We start from the raw sequence: 15,031 nt of genomic DNA, 5'->3' as shown, positions 1-15,031 counted from the left end.
CTTCGACAGACGCAGAACAACTACCGCCGACTATTGTCCTAATAGACTGCCTCTGTTCTGGCATCCCGTTGAGTCTCGGTTATGTTTGACCGAAGGCTTGTGTCATGATGATCCGACCGCAGGTTAGTCGCCCTCTTCCTATATGAATAGATCCTCCGCGTTGCTCCTCGCCCTTGTCTTCCTCAGCGGTTGCCAATCACTGGCTCCCGTTTCATCGGACGCTACGTCGCCGGTGGAAGACAGCACCCCCGCCCCTGAAAAGCCCAAGGTTTATTCCTCGTTCAGTGAAGACACCATCTTCAGCCTGCTGAGCGCTGAGCTGGCGGGTCAGCGCAATCGTTTCGACATTGCCCTGGACAACTACGTGACCCAGGCCATCAACACCCAGGATCCGGGGATTTCCGAGCGAGCCTTTCGCATCGCCGAATACCTGGGCGCCGATCAGGCGGCCCTGGACACGTCGCTGATCTGGGCCAAGAACGCCCCCGACGACCTGGAAGCGCAACGGGCTGCCGCCATCCAGCTGGCCCGCGCCGGTCGTTATGACGACTCCTTGCTTTATATGGAGAAGGTCCTGCAGGGCAAGGGCGACACCCATTTCGACTTTCTGGCGCTGTCGGCTGCCGACACCGACCAGGACACCCGCAACGGCCTGATGAAAAGCTTCGACCGGCTGCTGCAGAAACACCCGCACAACAGCCAGCTGATCTTCGGCAAGGCCCTGCTGATGCAACAGGACGGCGACGCCAAGGATGCCCTGACCCTGCTGGAGCAGAACCCGCCGGAAGACGGCGAAGTCGCGCCATTGCTGCTGCGTGCCCGCCTGCTGCAAAGCCTGAACCGCGGCAAGGAAGCCTTGCCACTGCTGGAAAAAAGCATCCGCAAGTACCCGGATGACAAGCGCCTGCGCCTGACTTACGCCCGCATGCTGGTGGAGCAGGACCGCATGGAGGACGCCAAGACTCAGTTCTCCAGCCTGGTCCAGCAGTATCCGGAAGATGACGAACTGCGTTACTCCCTGGCCCTGGTGTGCCTGGAAGCCAAGGCTTGGGAAGAGGCCAAGGGCTACCTGGAAGACCTGATTGCCCGGGAAAGCCACGAAGATTCCGCCCACCTGAACCTGGGACGGATCGCCGAAGAACTGAACGATCCGCAAGGGGCACTGATCGAGTATGCCCAGGTCGGCCCGGGCAACGACTATCTGCCGGCACAACTGCGCCAGGCCGATATCCTGATGAGCAACGGTCGTACCGACGAGGCGCAAAAACGCCTGGTAGCCGCCCGCGATGCCCAGCCCGACTACGCCATCCAGCTGTACCTGGTCGAAGTCGAAACCCTGTCGGCGAACAATCAGGGGGACCGGGCCTGGAAAGCCATCCAGCAAGCCCTGCAGCAATATCCCGATGACGTGAACCTGCTCTACACCCGCGCCATGCAGGCGGAAAAACGCAATGATCTGGCGCAACTGGAAAAAGACCTGCGCCTGATCATCCAGCGCGAGCCGGACAACGCCATGGCCCTGAATGCCCTGGGCTACACCTTGTCGGACCGCACCACCCGCTACGCCGAAGCCAAGGTGCTGATAGAACAGGCCCACCAATTGACCCCGGACGACCCGGCGGTCATGGACAGCCTGGGCTGGGTGAACTTCCGCCTGGGCAACCTCGACGAGGCCGAGCGGCTGCTGCGCCAGGCCCTGGAACGCTTCCCCGACCAGGAAGTCGCGGCGCATCTGGGCGAAGTGCTGTGGAACAACGGCAAGCAGCGCGAGGCCAAGCAGATCTGGAGCAAGTTCATCAAGGACCAGCCCGATAGCCCTGTCCTGCGCGACACCATCAAACGCCTGACCGGATCAGAGACTCTTTAAGACCATGTTTTTGCGCCACTTCATTGTTTTCAGCTTCATCGCCCTGTTGGCCGGCTGCGCCGGCTTTGGCGCCCGTGAATCAGTCCAGGGCCAGGGCAACCCCGCCCAATGGCGCCAGCACAAGGACCAGCTGACCGACCTCGATGGCTGGCAGATCAACGGCAAGATCGGCATCCGCGCGCCCAAGGATTCCGGTAGCGGCACGCTGTTCTGGCTGCAACGCCAGGATTATTACGACATCCGCCTCTCCGGCCCACTGGGTCGCGGCGCGGCTCGCCTGACCGGGCGCCCCGGCCAGGTCAGCCTGGAAGTGGCCAACCAGGGCCGCTATGAAGCCACCAGCCCGGAAACCCTGCTTGAAGAACAGCTCGGCTGGAAACTGCCGGTTTCCCACCTGGCCTGGTGGGTTCGCGGCCTGCCCGCCCCCGACAGCAAGAGCCGCCTGACCCTGGACGGCGACAGCCACCTGGCCAGCCTGGAACAGGATGGCTGGCAAGTGGAATACAGCAGCTATTCCGAGCAGAACGGCTACTGGCTGCCCGAACGCATCAAACTGCATGGCAGCGACCTTGACGTCACCCTGGTGATCAAGGAATGGCAGCCGCGCAAGCTGGGGCAGTGACCGAGCATGGAAAAACTGACCCTGCCCTCCCCGGCCAAGCTCAATCTGATGCTGCATATCCTCGGTCGCCGTGAAGACGGTTATCACGAGCTGCAGACCCTGTTCCAATTCCTCGACTACGGCGATGAAATCACCTTCGCCCTGCGTGACGACGGCGTCATTCGCCTGCACACCGACTTCCCGGGGGTGCCCCACGACAGCAACCTGATCGTCAAGGCGGCGAAAAAGCTGCAGGAACAATCCGGCTGCACCCAGGGCATCGATATCTGGATCGACAAGATCCTGCCCATGGGCGGCGGCATCGGCGGCGGCAGCTCCAACGCCGCCACGACCCTGCTGGGTCTGAATCATCTCTGGCAACTGGGCTGGGATGAAGACCGCCTCGCGGCACTGGGATTGACCCTGGGGGCCGACGTTCCGGTTTTCGTACGCGGCCGTGCAGCGTTCGCCGAAGGCGTAGGGGAAAAACTCAGCCCTGAATATCCCGAAGAACCCTGGTATCTGGTACTGGTCCCGCAAGTGTCTGTAAGTACAGCAGAAATTTTTTCAGATCCGCTGTTGACACGTGACACTCCGCCCATTAAAGTGCGCCCCGTTCCCAAGGGAAACAGCAGAAATGACTGCCTTCCGGTAGTCGCAAGGCGTTATCCAGAAGTACGTAACGCATTGAATTTGTTAGGTAAATTTACCGAAGCAAAACTGACTGGAACTGGAAGTTGTGTGTTTGGGGGCTTCCCAAGCAAAGCTGAAGCTGATAAAGTCTCGGCCCTTCTTACAGAGACCCTTACAGGGTTTGTAGCAAAAGGAAGCAACGTTTCGATGTTGCATCGCAAGCTGCAAGGTCTGCTCTAAAGGAATCGAGTATCAGGTACTCGAAGCAACAGATACAGGGGCGTCGCCAAGCGGTAAGGCAGCAGGTTTTGATCCTGCCATGCGTTGGTTCGAATCCAGCCGCCCCTGCCATTTTCCTATACTCATCCAGGTATACCCTCAGCCTTCAGGTACTGCGCGTGTCCAAGATGATGGTCTTTACGGGGAACGCTAACCCCGATCTGGCTCGGCGTGTAGTACGTCAGCTGCATATCCCTCTCGGTGACATCTCTGTTGGAAAATTCTCCGACGGCGAAATCACTGCCGAGATCAATGAAAATGTCCGCGGTAAAGACGTCTTCATTATTCAGCCGACTTGCGCTCCGACCAACGATAACCTGATGGAACTCGTCGTGATGGCTGATGCCTTCCGCCGCTCCTCAGCGACTCGTATCACTGCTGTTATTCCTTATTTTGGTTATGCCCGTCAGGATCGCCGTCCGCGTTCCGCACGTGTGGCTATCAGCGCGAAAGTCGTTGCTGACATGCTTACCGTAGTCGGCATCGACCGTGTTCTCACGGTTGATCTGCATGCTGACCAGATTCAGGGCTTCTTCGATATTCCGGTAGATAACATCTACGGCTCCCCGGTTCTGGTGGATGACATCGAAGACCAGCGTTTCGAAAACCTGATGATCGTGTCCCCGGACATTGGCGGCGTCGTGCGTGCACGTGCCGTGGCCAAGTCCCTGGGCGTTGATCTCGGGATCATCGACAAGCGTCGTGAGAAAGCCAATCACTCCGAAGTGATGCATATCATCGGCGACGTCGAAGGACGCACCTGCATTCTGGTCGATGACATGGTCGATACCGCCGGCACCCTGTGCCACGCGGCCAAGGCCCTGAAAGAGCATGGCGCAGCCAAGGTCTTTGCCTACTGCACACACCCTGTGCTGTCGGGCCGGGCCATCGAAAACATTGAAAATTCCGTGCTGGACGAGCTGGTGGTGACCAACACCATCCCGCTGTCCGCTGCAGCACAAGCCTGTGCGCGTATCCGCCAACTGGATATCGCACCGGTTGTTGCCGAGGCGGTCCGCCGCATCAGCAATGAAGAATCGATCAGCGCGATGTTCCGCTAGGGGCCTGTCCCCGGTAAAACATCCCGATGACGAAAAGCGCCCCGTCCCAACCTCTGTTGGGACGGGGCTTTTTTGCCCATATCGCCTTTAGCGCTGGTCGCAAACGCTGGGGCGAGTGTGGTTATTTTGGAGATACAACATGAACGATTTTACTCTGAATGCTGAACTGCGTTCCGACCTGGGGAAAGGTGCGAGCCGCCGCCTGCGTCGTCTCGCAAGCCTGGTTCCAGCTGTAGTCTACGGTGGCGACAAAGCCCCTGAGTCCATCAGCATGCTGGCCAAAGAAGTAGCCAAGCTGCTGGAAAACGAAGCTGCCTACAGCCACATCATCGAGCTGAACGTTGGTGGCACCAAGCAGAACGTCGTGATCAAGGCCCTGCAACGTCACCCAGCCAAAGGCCACGTGCTGCACGCTGACTTCGTTCGCGTAGTTGCCGGTCAGAAACTGACCGCCATGGTTCCAGTGCACCTGATCAACGAAGCGGCACCGATCAAGAAAGGCGGCGAAATCTTCCGCGCTACCACCGAGATCGAAGTTTCCTGCCTGCCGAAAGACCTGCCTGAGTTCATCGAAGTCGACATGACCGAGACCGACATCGGCACCGTGATCCACCTGTCCAACCTCACCGCTCCTAAAGGCGTTGAGTTTGTTGCTCTGGCACACGGCAACGACCTGGCAGTAGCCAACGTCTACGCACCACGTGTTGCTTCTGAGAAAGAAGAAGGCGCAGCAGAGTAATTCACTCTGACGCCGGAGTTGAGCGGAACACATCGCGGACTGGAACGTAGCGAGAAAGCGGGCGAGAACGCGAAGTTTGCCGCAAGGCAACCAAGCTTTTGTCGTCCCCTTTCGCCGTAGCACCGGTTGCGGCGATGTTATCCACCACTCCAAAGAAGGGCCCCTATCGTGACTGCCATCAAACTGATCGTTGGCCTGGGTAATCCAGGCGCCGAATACGAACAGACCCGGCATAACGCAGGGGCCCTTTTTGTTGAGCGCATCGCTGAAAAACAAGGTGTGAACCTTGTCGCCGATCGCAAATATTTCGGCCTGACCGGGCGCTTCAGTCACCAGGGTCAGGACATTCGTCTGTTGATTCCCACCACCTACATGAACCGCAGCGGCCAGGCCGTGGCGGCGCTTGCAGGCTTCTTCCGCATCAAGCCGGAAGAAATCCTGGTGGCCCACGACGAACTCGACTTGCCTCCCGGCGTCGCCAAGCTCAAGACCGGCGGCGGGCATGGCGGGCACAACGGACTGCGGGACATCATCGCGCAGCTCGGCAATCAGAATACCTTTCACCGCCTGCGGCTCGGCATCGGCCACCCAGGTGTTGCCAGTATGGTTTCAAACTTTGTCCTGGGTCGTGCGCCACGCGCCGAACAGGAAAAACTCGATGCCAGCATCGATTTTGCCCTCGGCGTGCTGCCGGATATCTTCGCCGGTGAATGGAACCGCGCGATGAAAAACCTGCACAGCCAGAAGGCCTGACTCTACTCCTCGGGGAATACACCATGGGATTCAATTGCGGCATCGTCGGCCTGCCTAACGTCGGCAAGTCCACCCTGTTCAACGCCCTGACCAAGTCCGGGATCGCGGCCGAGAACTTCCCCTTCTGCACCATCGAGCCCAACAGCGGTATCGTGCCGATGCCCGATCCGCGCCTGGACGCCCTGGCGGCGATCGTCGTGCCGGAGCGCGTGCTGCCGACCACCATGGAGTTCGTCGACATCGCCGGCCTGGTGGCCGGTGCCTCGAAAGGTGAAGGCCTGGGTAACAAGTTCCTGGCCAACATCCGCGAAACCGATGCCATTGCCCACGTGGTCCGCTGCTTCGAAGACGACAACGTGATCCACGTGTCCAACAGCGTCGACCCCAAGCGCGACATCGAGATCATCGACCTGGAGCTGATCTTCGCCGACCTCGACAGCTGCGAGAAACAGCTGCAGAAAGTCGCTCGCAATGCCAAGGGCGGCGACAAGGATGCCGTGGCCCAGAAAGCCCTGCTGGAGCAACTGATCGCCCACTTCACCGAAGGCAAGCCGGCCCGCAGCCTGATGAAGGACATGAGCAGCGATGAGAAGCTGATCATCCGCGGCTTCCACCTGCTGACCACCAAGCCGGTGATGTACATCGCCAACGTTGCCGAAGACGGCTTCGAGAACAACCCGCTGCTGGACGTGGTCAAGGCCATCGCCGAAGAAGAAGGCGCCATGGTGGTGCCGGTGTGCAACAAGATCGAAGCGGAAATCGCCGAGCTTGAAGACGGCGAAGAAAAGGACATGTTCCTCGAGGCCCTGGGCCTGGAAGAGCCTGGCCTGAACCGGGTGATCCGCGCTGGCTACGAAATGCTCAACCTGCAGACCTACTTCACCGCCGGGGTGAAGGAAGTTCGCGCCTGGACCGTGCGTGTCGGTGCCACCGCGCCACAAGCGGCCGCCGTGATCCACACCGACTTCGAGAAAGGCTTCATCCGCGCCGAAGTCATCGCCTACAACGACTTCATCCAGTTCAAGGGTGAAGCCGGGGCCAAGGAAGCCGGTAAATGGCGCCTGGAAGGCAAGGAATACATCGTCAAGGATGGCGACGTGATGCACTTCCGCTTCAACGTGTAAAACCTGGATAGCCTTTCAGGAGCTGTCTGCGGATTGCCTCAGACGCCTGAAAACCCCGTGGGAGCCCCGATTTTCGGGGCTTCTTCGTTTCTACAGCGTGCATGAGGCTCCTGCCCCCTACGCAACAGACGACTGCGCAGGTGCATGCGTTTTGGGGGGCTGGGCATTGTCAGGTGTACCCGAAAAATACAGCTCATCTCAGGCAGCACCGATGCTCACGGCCGACAACCATGCCCAACCACACCCTGTCGCAGCAGCGGGGGCTTGGGCCTTGCCTGGCTACAGTTGCACCGCGAAGGTCTTGGCTTTCTTCGGCGTGACACCGTAGCGTTGCTTGTAGGCCTTGATGAAGTGGGAGGTATTTTCATATCCCACCTCCACAGCCGCGTCGGTGACGGAATAATCTCTAGCCGTCAGCAGTTGATGCGCGATATCGAGTTTTCTTTCGATGATCCAGCGGTTCGGGGTGGTGTCGTAGCTGCGCCTAAAGTCGCGAATAAAGGTCGACACGCTGCGTCCAGTCAGCAGGGCATAGTCTTCAATCTTCAGCTTGTGGGAATAGTACTGCTCCATGAAGTCGGTGATCGGCCGGCGCTTATGGCTGCCGCCGCAGGACAGCTCACGCAGGAAACGCAAGGACTTGTCCTGGATAGCGATCAGGTGCAGTAGTTCGAGCAGTTTCAACTCCAGCAACGCGTCGGAACCCTCCGCGCCCTTGTAGACATAGTTCAGAGAGTCGATATAACGCCGAATCTGCTCGTTAGCGTGCAGGGTATAAGTGCCGTGCACGCTTTTCTGCAGGCCGTCGGCGTGCAAGTTGCCTGCACCGGCCGCGCTCGACAGGTATTTGGCGATCAGCTTGTCGTCAAAAAACAACAGCAGCGCCTCGAAGATATCGTTGCCGGTGACGTAGTCCGATACCGTGTAAACACCTTTGGAGAGGAATATCAGATGATTCTCGTCGACGACATGGGCCATGGCGTCATAGTCGCGAATAATCTGCTTGCCCTGCTTTATATAGACGATCAACGGCGTGGCGATATAGATCGCCTTGTTTTCCAGGTTCGTTTCAAGGGTTTTATGCAGGATGGACGAACGACCGTCAGCGAGAATCGGCTTTACGTTGCGCATCGAATAAAGCGCCGCCGGTACTACTTCGAGTGTCATTGCTATGGTTTCTCAACAAATGGGCCGCCCCATTTGCACAGGGCGCTATCCAGCAGCGCGACATACTGCTGTCCAAACGGCCAGGACGTTCGGGACGGAACAGGAGTTGGGGAAAATAGCAGAAAACACATAACAGCCAGTAGCGCATGCCTGCCCAAGATGGCGCCGGAGTCGTCGCACGCGCCCTGCCGCTGACGTTACGCCATCAAACTTCGCTGAAGTAACCGCTGACCGGCGTACTGCTCAGATGCTCGACGATAAGGCTCCACTGACCGCTCGAGATCATCTGCTCGACGTGGGCGCCGTGCACTTCCCGCGAATCCCAGGCTTCCACCAGCGTGAACGCGAGTGGATCTTCCAAGTGGTTGAGGATCCTGACTGTTTGGCAACCGTCCACCTTCGGCAGATTGAGCTTAACGTCGTTCATGATGTCCTTGAACGATTGCAGCTTTTCTTCTTTGACATTGAAGCTGATCACAAGATTGACGGACATATTAGTTCTCCAGTTTTATTCAACTAAAAACAACTTCGTCGATAGCAGGAACAGTTGATCGCTGATTCGACCTGGCGCAAATAGTTCGCTATGCAAGCAACCACTCTATATATGGTTAAACAATGAAAATGATTGAAAATGTTTAAAAATGCGCGATTCCAGTCACTCTTGGTTTTTTCTTGCGGGGCGGCCGATGGCATACGCCGCCTGCGGGAACAAAGAGTCCGGCGTGGTTCAAATGCGTTCGAAGTTGGGTGACACGGGCGAGCGGTATACGTCCACTAAAGCAATTGAGCCTTGATGATTTGACAGTCCGTGATTCGCTCTCTGGGTGACTGATCTGCCGGACGGCTGGCAAACCACGCAGCAAGACCTGAAAAAGAGTAGCCGGCATCTAAATGTATTCGCGGGTGGCCATATTGCTGAATCCCACGCAGGCATCCCTTCAGTCACGGCCCTTGCAGCCTCGACGTGCGGATTAACCTGCCCACCCTTCAGCCCCATTGCCCGGCAATGGGGCTGACGCCCCTGCCCCATCCAGCGGCCTAGAAGTAAGTGGTCGCCCCCGCGAAGAACGCCCGTCCAGGCACGTAGAAGTTGGTCGATCCGTCCCGCAGGTCCTTGTCCATCAGGTTCTGTACCCCGCCGTTCAGGGTCAGCCACTGGGTCACCGCCAGATTCGCCGTCAGGTCGTAGGTGGTGTAGGACTGCACGAAGTCATTGCCCATCCCCCGCTGCTTGCCAACGTGCTGCGCCGACAGTTCAGTGCTCAAACGGTCGTTGATCTGCCAGTCCAGCGCGCTGAATGCCGACAGCTTGGGCGAGCTGATCAGATCTTCGCCGGTGCTCAGGTTCCGGCTTTCCAGCATGTAGGTGGCGTTGGTGCGCCACGTCACGGAATCACCCAGCGGCACCCGGGCGGTGCCTTCCCAGCCACGGGTGCGGGCCTTGTCGACGTTTTCCAGCATGGTCCACCAGCGGCCCTGGTACTGTCCCAGCGGGCCGTATTCGATCTTGTCGGTGAAGTCGGTGTGGAAGTAGGTCAGGCCGGCCTCCCAGCCGTCATGATCGAAGGACAGGCCAATTTCCTTGTTGGTGCTGGTTTCCGGTGTCAGGTTCGGGTTGCCCGCCATCCAGCAACTGCCGCCGCCATAACCCAACGGACGCAACGAACCACAACCACGGCCTCCGGACTCGGTCGCCGCTCCCGCACTGCCTTCCTTCAGGCTCGGCGCACGAAAGCCCTTGGACACACCGCCGCGCACGGTCCAGTCCGGATGCGGGTGATAGACCACGTAAGCCCGCGGACTGTTGTGGTTGCCGTACTTGTCGCTGTGGTCGAAACGGTTGCCCAGGGTCAGGGACAGGTTGTCCAGCAGGAACAGTTCATCCTCGATAAAAGCCGCCGAATAATCGCCCTTCAAGGTCGAGCCATTGACCGGCGTGCCCTGGTAATCCACGGGCACGGTACCAAGGGTGTTGGTGTTGGTCAGTTCCTCACGCTTCCATTGCCCGCCCAGCGTCAGGCGCTGGTCCACCAGCAGTTCGAAGGGCATGTTGAGGCTGCCTTCGACGATCTTTTCTTCGGAGTTGGCCTTACCCACATCCAGGTCGTTGCGGTACTTGTTCAGGTAGGCATCGAGCTTGGAGGTGCCGAAACTCCAGTCGCCGCTGTGGGACAGGATGTAGCTGTCGCGGGTCAGGCGGCTGGGGCCGAAGGCGCCACCAATGGTTTCGTCCCAATCACCAAAGGTCTTCTTCGATGACCAGGCATGCTCAACGCCATGCACCGCCTCGAAGGACAGGCTCTGCGCTTCGTTGATCTGCCAGTCCAGCAGGGCATTGACGCTCTGGTCCTTGGAGCCGCCGGCGCCGTCGTCGTACATGAAATCGCCCTGGGCATCGCGCCGCGCCGCGACCTCATCCGCCGCCCGCCGCGTCACGTTGGCGCCCATGCGCAGGCCCAGGGACTCGGTCAACGGGCCCGCCGCATTCACGCTGTACTGGGTGGTCTGGCCCCGGTCGGAGTCCTTGGGCACGGTGATGTTGGTGCTGGCCGAACCGGTCCAGGTGCGCGAGACCTTGCGCGTGATGATGTTGATCACCCCGCCCATGGCGTCCGAGCCATACAACGATGACATCGGCCCCCGCACGATCTCGATGCGCTCGATCATGTTCGGCGAGATCCAGTTCAGGTCCTGGCGCGCCAGGTCGCGGCGATAACTCAGGTCGGCGGAGCTGCCGACCCGTTTGCCGTCCACCAGAATCAGCGTGTACTTGTCGTCCAGGCCCCGCAGCTTGATCTTCGACTGCTCGCCCACCGGGCCGAAACCACCGGTCACGCCCGGCACCCGGCGCAGCAGGGTGTTGAGGTCGTAGACCGGCTGGCGCTCGATTTCCTCACGGGTAATGACGCTGACGCTGGCCGGAGCATCCTTGAGGTCCGTGGCGCCGCCGGTAGCGGTGACAAACGCAGTGTCCAGTTCCAACGGCGCCGGCTTGGTCTCTTCTGGCGTCGCGCCGGCCTGCGCCAGCGGAGGCAACAGGCCGACACCGGCGCTGAGCAGAAGCGAATGGAACAGGCAGGAGCTGACTTTCATGACAAACGATCCTTGTCGATTCAATGCACCTTGGTGGTGCATCGAGGGAGAGGGGATCGAAGTGTAATGCTAATAAATATCATTTAGAAACAGGAATGTTTCTCGACCGAAACCTTTCGGCCCATGCCCCTGTGCAAACACGGCCCCGCCACCACCCCCTTTCGCGAGCGGTGACAAGGCCGATGCCGACACCGCCAAAGGCTCAGCAGACGTCTTCGTAAGGCAGGCCCACATAGTTCTCGGCAATGTTCACTAGGCCCGCGTGGGAATTGAGGAAATACTCGCGATCGGCCTCCTGCATCTTGTGGTCCCAGGCGTCCTGCTGCTCGCCGAAATCGTGCAGCAGGTTGGTCATGAACCAGCTGAAACGCTCGCCCTTCCACACCCGGCGCAAGGCCAGCTCGGAGTACTTGTCCAGCAGTTCGGTACGCCCTTCGCGGTAGACCTTGACCAGGATCCGGTACAGGTAGCACACGTCGGAAGCCGCCAGGTTCAGGCCCTTGGCGCCAGTGGGCGGGACAATGTGCGCGGCATCGCCGACCAGGAACAGCTTGCCATACTGCATCGGCTCCACCACGTAGCTGCGCAGCGGCGCGATGCTTTTCTCCAGCGCCGGCCCGGTCACCAGATCCGCTGCCACCTCCGCCGGCAGACGGGCCTTGAGCTCGTTCCAGAAGCGTTCGTCGGACCAGTCCTCGACCTTGTCGCTCAACGGCACCTGCAGGTAGTAACGGCTGCGGGTCAGGGAGCGCTGGCTGCAGAGCACAAAGCCGCGCTCATGCTGGCCGTAGATCAGCTCGTGGTTGACCGGCGGCGTATCGGACAACAGGCCCAGCCAACCGAAAGGGTACTCGCGCTCGTAGTGAGTCAGCACCTGCTCGGGAATGCTCTTGCGCGCCACGCCATGAAAACCGTCGCAGCCGGCGATGTAGTCGCAATCGATGCGGTGCTGCTGGCCGTCCTTTTCGTAGGTGAGGTAGGGCTGTGCGCCCTTCATGTCATGGGGCTGCACCTTGTCCGCGGAGTAGATGATCGGCGCCCCGCAGGCCGCGCGGGCCTCCATCAGGTCACGGGTGACTTCGGTCTGGCCGTAGACCATCACCGTCTTGCCTCCGGTCAGGGCCTTGAGGTCGATGCGCACGCGCTTGCCGCCCATCAACAGTTCCACCCCTTCGTGGACCAGGCCTTCGGCGTCCATGCGCTGGGCCACACCGGCCTCGCGCAGCATGTCCACGGTGCCCTGTTCGAGCACCCCGGCGCGGATGCGGCCGAGCACGTAATCCGGGGTCTGGCGCTCGACAATCACCGTGTCGATGCCGGCCTTGTGCAGCAGTTGGCCCAGCAGAAGGCCGGAAGGTCCAGCGCCGATAATCGCAACCTGAGTTTTCATTGTTGTCGTCTCTCAAGAGCATTCCAGTCACCGTGCAGGCGAAATCCGGAATTTATGGTTATTGTTGTACCCCTGCATTTTTGCCGACAAAAATCGCAGTAAATGGTGATAAACCAACGTAAAAATGCACTTTTGCAAACAGCGTTCGATTATCGAGCACTCCAGCCACCCCGTCGCGACAGGTCGCCTCCGATGAAAGCCAGCCGCTCCAGCATCCCGGTGTTCAAGCTCTATGGGGAAAACCAGGCCTGGCCGACCCCGGACCTGCTGCACTGCGAATCCATCCCCAAGCGCAGCAGCCTGCACCATTGGGAGATCAAGCCGCACCGTCACGCCGACCTCTACCAGTTGCTCTATGTGCAGCGCGGCCAGGCCCTGGTGGAAGTCGAGGGACGGCGCCAGGACGTGCGCGAAGCATCGATCCAGGTGGTGCCGCCGCTGATGGTCCACGGCTTTCAGTTCTCGGAAAATATCCAGGGTTACGTGCTGACCCTGGGCGCGCCTCTAGTGGCCCAACTGGAAGCGCAACTGGGCGCGCCCCTGGCCGTGCTCGCGTCTTGCGCCTGCTACCCGGTGGGCCGTGACCGCCACAGCCTCAACACCCTGTTCAAGGCGCTGATGGATGAATACGAAGGCAGCGCCGCGGCCCGCGACCTGTTGCTGCATTCGCTGGTCAACGTGCTGGTGGTGTGGATCAGTCGCCGTGGCCAACAGAACACCCCGCCGAGCAACCGCGGCGAGCGTAATCAGCAGTTGTTGGGGCATTTCATCAAGCTGGTGGAGCGCCACTATCAGGAACACCCCACGGTGGAATCCCTGGCCCATCGCATCGGCCTGTCCAGCGTGCACCTCAACACCCTGTGCCGGGAACTGGCCGGGCAGAGCGCGCTGCAGATGCTCCACCAGCGCCTGATGCTGGAAGCCAAGCGCGGGCTGATCTACACCAACATCAGCATCAGCCAGCTGTCGGACAACCTGGGGTTCAGCGACCCGACCTACTTTTCGCGCTTCTTCAAGCGCCTCAGCGGCCAGTCGCCCAATGCCTTTCGCCAGAGTGCCGGGCAAGCCCCCGGCAGCCGCTGAGCCGACGCGAGTTTTGTGCAGCTCGCCGATTTCTCTTAACAAATCTCGCCACACGCCGCCGACGGCCCTCGCCAACCCCGTCGCGAATTCTTATATGTAATTGATTTAAAACGATAAATTAAAAATAAAAGGATTGGCACGCTAGTTGAGACGCTCTGCCAGCGCCTCAGGAGCCCTCCTCCTGCCAGCGCTCCCATAACAATAAGGCAGACCTTCTCATGCATCAGACCTCCTCGCGCCTGCGCGTTCTTGCACTCACCTCCAGCCTGCTGTTTGGCGCCCACACCTCATGGGTGCAAGCCAGCGAAGGCGGCGTGTCCTCCTGGCCCATGGGCATCGAACTCTACGGCATGGGCATCCTGCCGCCGCCCGGCACCTATGCCCAGGTCTTCGTCGGCAACTACCTGGCCGACAGCCTGCGGGACAACGCGGGTCACCGCGCGGCCAGCATCGACTTGCGCGTCACCAGCGTGGTGCCACGTTTTGTCTGGGTGACCGAGCAAGAAGTGCTGGGGGGCAATCTCGGTTTCCACGCCCTGCTGCCTCTCAACGACATGCGCCTGAACATCAAGAACGGCCCCCACGATCACAAGCGCGGGATAGGCGACGCCCACCTCGGCCCGGTGCTGGGCTTTCATCACAGCGACAAGTTCCACAGTGCCCTGGGGGTCGATTTCGTGTTGCCCAGCGGTGGCGAATACAACAAGGACGACCTGATCAACCTGGGCAACCACTACTACACCGTGCAAGCGGTGTATGCCATGACCTACACCGATCCGCAGGGTTTCAACGCCGATGTGCGCCTGATGCACGACTACAACTTCGAAAACCGCGCCACCCACTATCAGTCCGGACGCGAGCTGCACGCCGACTACAGCCTCGGCTGGGGGCTGGGCAATGGCTGGGTGATCGGCGTCGGCGGGCACGCCTATCAGCAGATCAGCGACGACAAGTGCAGCGTCACCGATTGCGCCGCCGCGGCCCAGGTGCAAGCCAGTGATGGCAATCGCGGACGCTCGTTCTCCATCGGCCCGGCGGTGCAATTTCGCAGCAAGAGCGGCTGGTCGTTGAGCGCCAAATGGCAGGACGAGTCGGCGGTGCGCAACCGCGCCGAGGGCCAGACCTACTGGCTGAAATTCACCACCGCGCTCTGAATCGACAGACGCTGAATCAACACCCGTTGAATCAACGCCCCCTGAACCGCCGAACGCCGCGCCCGCTGCTGCCGAAACGCAGCAGCG

General features: G+C 60.0%; 13 protein-coding genes and 1 tRNA gene. 10 read left to right on the top strand and 4 right to left on the bottom strand.

Annotation, left to right across the window (positions count from 1 at the left end; translation table 11 throughout):
• Positions 1-142: 142 nt before the first annotated feature.
• The 8 genes from L1O02_RS05355 (at position 143) to ychF (ending at position 7,057) form a co-directional block, all read left to right on the top strand.
• Positions 143-1,867 carry a tetratricopeptide repeat protein gene (locus tag L1O02_RS05355; RefSeq protein WP_060841026.1) on the top strand — a complete coding sequence of 575 codons (1,725 nt, stop codon included), beginning with the start codon at positions 143-145 and terminating at the stop codon, positions 1,865-1,867.
• A 4-nt stretch (positions 1,868-1,871) separates the two neighbouring features.
• Positions 1,872-2,489 carry a lipoprotein insertase outer membrane protein LolB gene (gene lolB, locus L1O02_RS05350; protein ID WP_108545214.1) on the top strand — a complete coding sequence of 206 codons (618 nt, stop codon included), beginning with the start codon at positions 1,872-1,874 and terminating at the stop codon, positions 2,487-2,489.
• 6 nt (positions 2,490-2,495) lie between these two features.
• Complete coding sequence (ispE, locus tag L1O02_RS05345) at positions 2,496-3,341, top strand: 4-(cytidine 5'-diphospho)-2-C-methyl-D-erythritol kinase (RefSeq protein ID WP_060844602.1); 846 nt, start codon at positions 2,496-2,498, stop codon at positions 3,339-3,341.
• A 36-nt stretch (positions 3,342-3,377) separates the two neighbouring features.
• Positions 3,378-3,452: transfer RNA gene (locus L1O02_RS05340), tRNA-Gln, on the top strand.
• A 47-nt stretch (positions 3,453-3,499) separates the two neighbouring features.
• Positions 3,500-4,441, top strand: coding sequence for a ribose-phosphate pyrophosphokinase (locus tag L1O02_RS05335; RefSeq protein ID WP_003171603.1), 942 nt, complete (start codon positions 3,500-3,502; stop codon positions 4,439-4,441).
• Between the two features lie 139 nt (positions 4,442-4,580).
• Positions 4,581-5,180, top strand: coding sequence for a 50S ribosomal protein L25/general stress protein Ctc (locus tag L1O02_RS05330; protein ID WP_060841029.1), 600 nt, complete (start codon positions 4,581-4,583; stop codon positions 5,178-5,180).
• A gap of 168 nt (positions 5,181-5,348) precedes the next feature.
• The gene (pth, locus tag L1O02_RS05325; RefSeq protein ID WP_060841030.1) at positions 5,349-5,933 is read left to right on the top strand and encodes an aminoacyl-tRNA hydrolase; all 585 of its coding nucleotides are present in this window, start codon (positions 5,349-5,351) and stop codon (positions 5,931-5,933) included.
• Between the two features lie 23 nt (positions 5,934-5,956).
• The gene (gene ychF / locus L1O02_RS05320; RefSeq protein WP_016967414.1) at positions 5,957-7,057 is read left to right on the top strand and encodes a redox-regulated ATPase YchF; all 1,101 of its coding nucleotides are present in this window, start codon (positions 5,957-5,959) and stop codon (positions 7,055-7,057) included.
• Between the two features lie 279 nt (positions 7,058-7,336).
• Here ychF and L1O02_RS05315 read toward each other — a convergent pair whose 3' ends face one another.
• The 4 genes from L1O02_RS05315 to pobA form a co-directional block, all read right to left on the bottom strand.
• The gene (locus L1O02_RS05315) at positions 7,337-8,224 is read right to left on the bottom strand and encodes an AraC family transcriptional regulator (RefSeq protein ID WP_235759672.1); all 888 of its coding nucleotides are present in this window, start codon (positions 8,222-8,224) and stop codon (positions 7,337-7,339) included.
• A gap of 205 nt (positions 8,225-8,429) precedes the next feature.
• Positions 8,430-8,717, bottom strand: coding sequence for an antibiotic biosynthesis monooxygenase (locus L1O02_RS05310; protein ID WP_060844605.1), 288 nt, complete (start codon positions 8,715-8,717; stop codon positions 8,430-8,432).
• Positions 8,718-9,262: 545 nt separating this feature from the next.
• Entirely contained in the window at positions 9,263-11,317 is a 2,055-nt protein-coding gene (locus L1O02_RS05305) for a TonB-dependent receptor (protein WP_235759671.1), read from the bottom strand.
• 202 nt (positions 11,318-11,519) lie between these two features.
• Positions 11,520-12,707 (bottom strand): 4-hydroxybenzoate 3-monooxygenase, encoded by a 1,188-nt coding sequence (gene pobA / locus L1O02_RS05300; protein ID WP_108545211.1) that lies wholly within the window; start codon positions 12,705-12,707, stop codon positions 11,520-11,522.
• A gap of 192 nt (positions 12,708-12,899) precedes the next feature.
• Here pobA and L1O02_RS05295 point away from each other — a divergent pair, with 192 nt between their 5' ends.
• Together L1O02_RS05295 and L1O02_RS05290 are read left to right on the top strand one after the other, a co-directional pair.
• Entirely contained in the window at positions 12,900-13,790 is an 891-nt protein-coding gene (locus L1O02_RS05295; protein WP_060841035.1) for a helix-turn-helix domain-containing protein, read from the top strand.
• 218 nt (positions 13,791-14,008) lie between these two features.
• Positions 14,009-14,944 (top strand): transporter, encoded by a 936-nt coding sequence (locus tag L1O02_RS05290; RefSeq protein WP_235759670.1) that lies wholly within the window; start codon positions 14,009-14,011, stop codon positions 14,942-14,944.
• Positions 14,945-15,031: the final 87 nt, after the last annotated feature.

This window comes from Pseudomonas sp. BC42 (assembly GCF_021560055.1).
Taxonomy (GTDB): Bacteria; Pseudomonadota; Gammaproteobacteria; order Pseudomonadales; family Pseudomonadaceae; genus Aquipseudomonas.
This window is presented reverse-complemented; position numbering and strand designations above follow the sequence as displayed.

Excerpts from the sequence above, each read along its gene's own strand:
- L1O02_RS05355 (WP_060841026.1), top strand. The coding sequence starts at position 143 with ATGAATAGATCCTCCGCGTTGCTCCTCGCCCTTGTCTTCCTCAGCGGT.
- lolB (WP_108545214.1), top strand. The coding sequence starts at position 1,872 with ATGTTTTTGCGCCACTTCATTGTTTTCAGCTTCATCGCCCTGTTGGCC.
- ispE (WP_060844602.1), top strand. The coding sequence starts at position 2,496 with ATGGAAAAACTGACCCTGCCCTCCCCGGCCAAGCTCAATCTGATGCTG.
- L1O02_RS05330 (WP_060841029.1), top strand. The coding sequence starts at position 4,581 with ATGAACGATTTTACTCTGAATGCTGAACTGCGTTCCGACCTGGGGAAA.
- ychF (WP_016967414.1), top strand. The coding sequence starts at position 5,957 with ATGGGATTCAATTGCGGCATCGTCGGCCTGCCTAACGTCGGCAAGTCC.
- L1O02_RS05315 (WP_235759672.1), bottom strand. The coding sequence starts at position 8,224 with ATGACACTCGAAGTAGTACCGGCGGCGCTTTATTCGATGCGCAACGTA.
- L1O02_RS05310 (WP_060844605.1), bottom strand. The coding sequence starts at position 8,717 with ATGTCCGTCAATCTTGTGATCAGCTTCAATGTCAAAGAAGAAAAGCTG.
- L1O02_RS05305 (WP_235759671.1), bottom strand. The coding sequence starts at position 11,317 with ATGAAAGTCAGCTCCTGCCTGTTCCATTCGCTTCTGCTCAGCGCCGGT.
- pobA (WP_108545211.1), bottom strand. The coding sequence starts at position 12,707 with ATGAAAACTCAGGTTGCGATTATCGGCGCTGGACCTTCCGGCCTTCTG.
- L1O02_RS05295 (WP_060841035.1), top strand. The coding sequence starts at position 12,900 with ATGAAAGCCAGCCGCTCCAGCATCCCGGTGTTCAAGCTCTATGGGGAA.
- L1O02_RS05290 (WP_235759670.1), top strand. The coding sequence starts at position 14,009 with ATGCATCAGACCTCCTCGCGCCTGCGCGTTCTTGCACTCACCTCCAGC.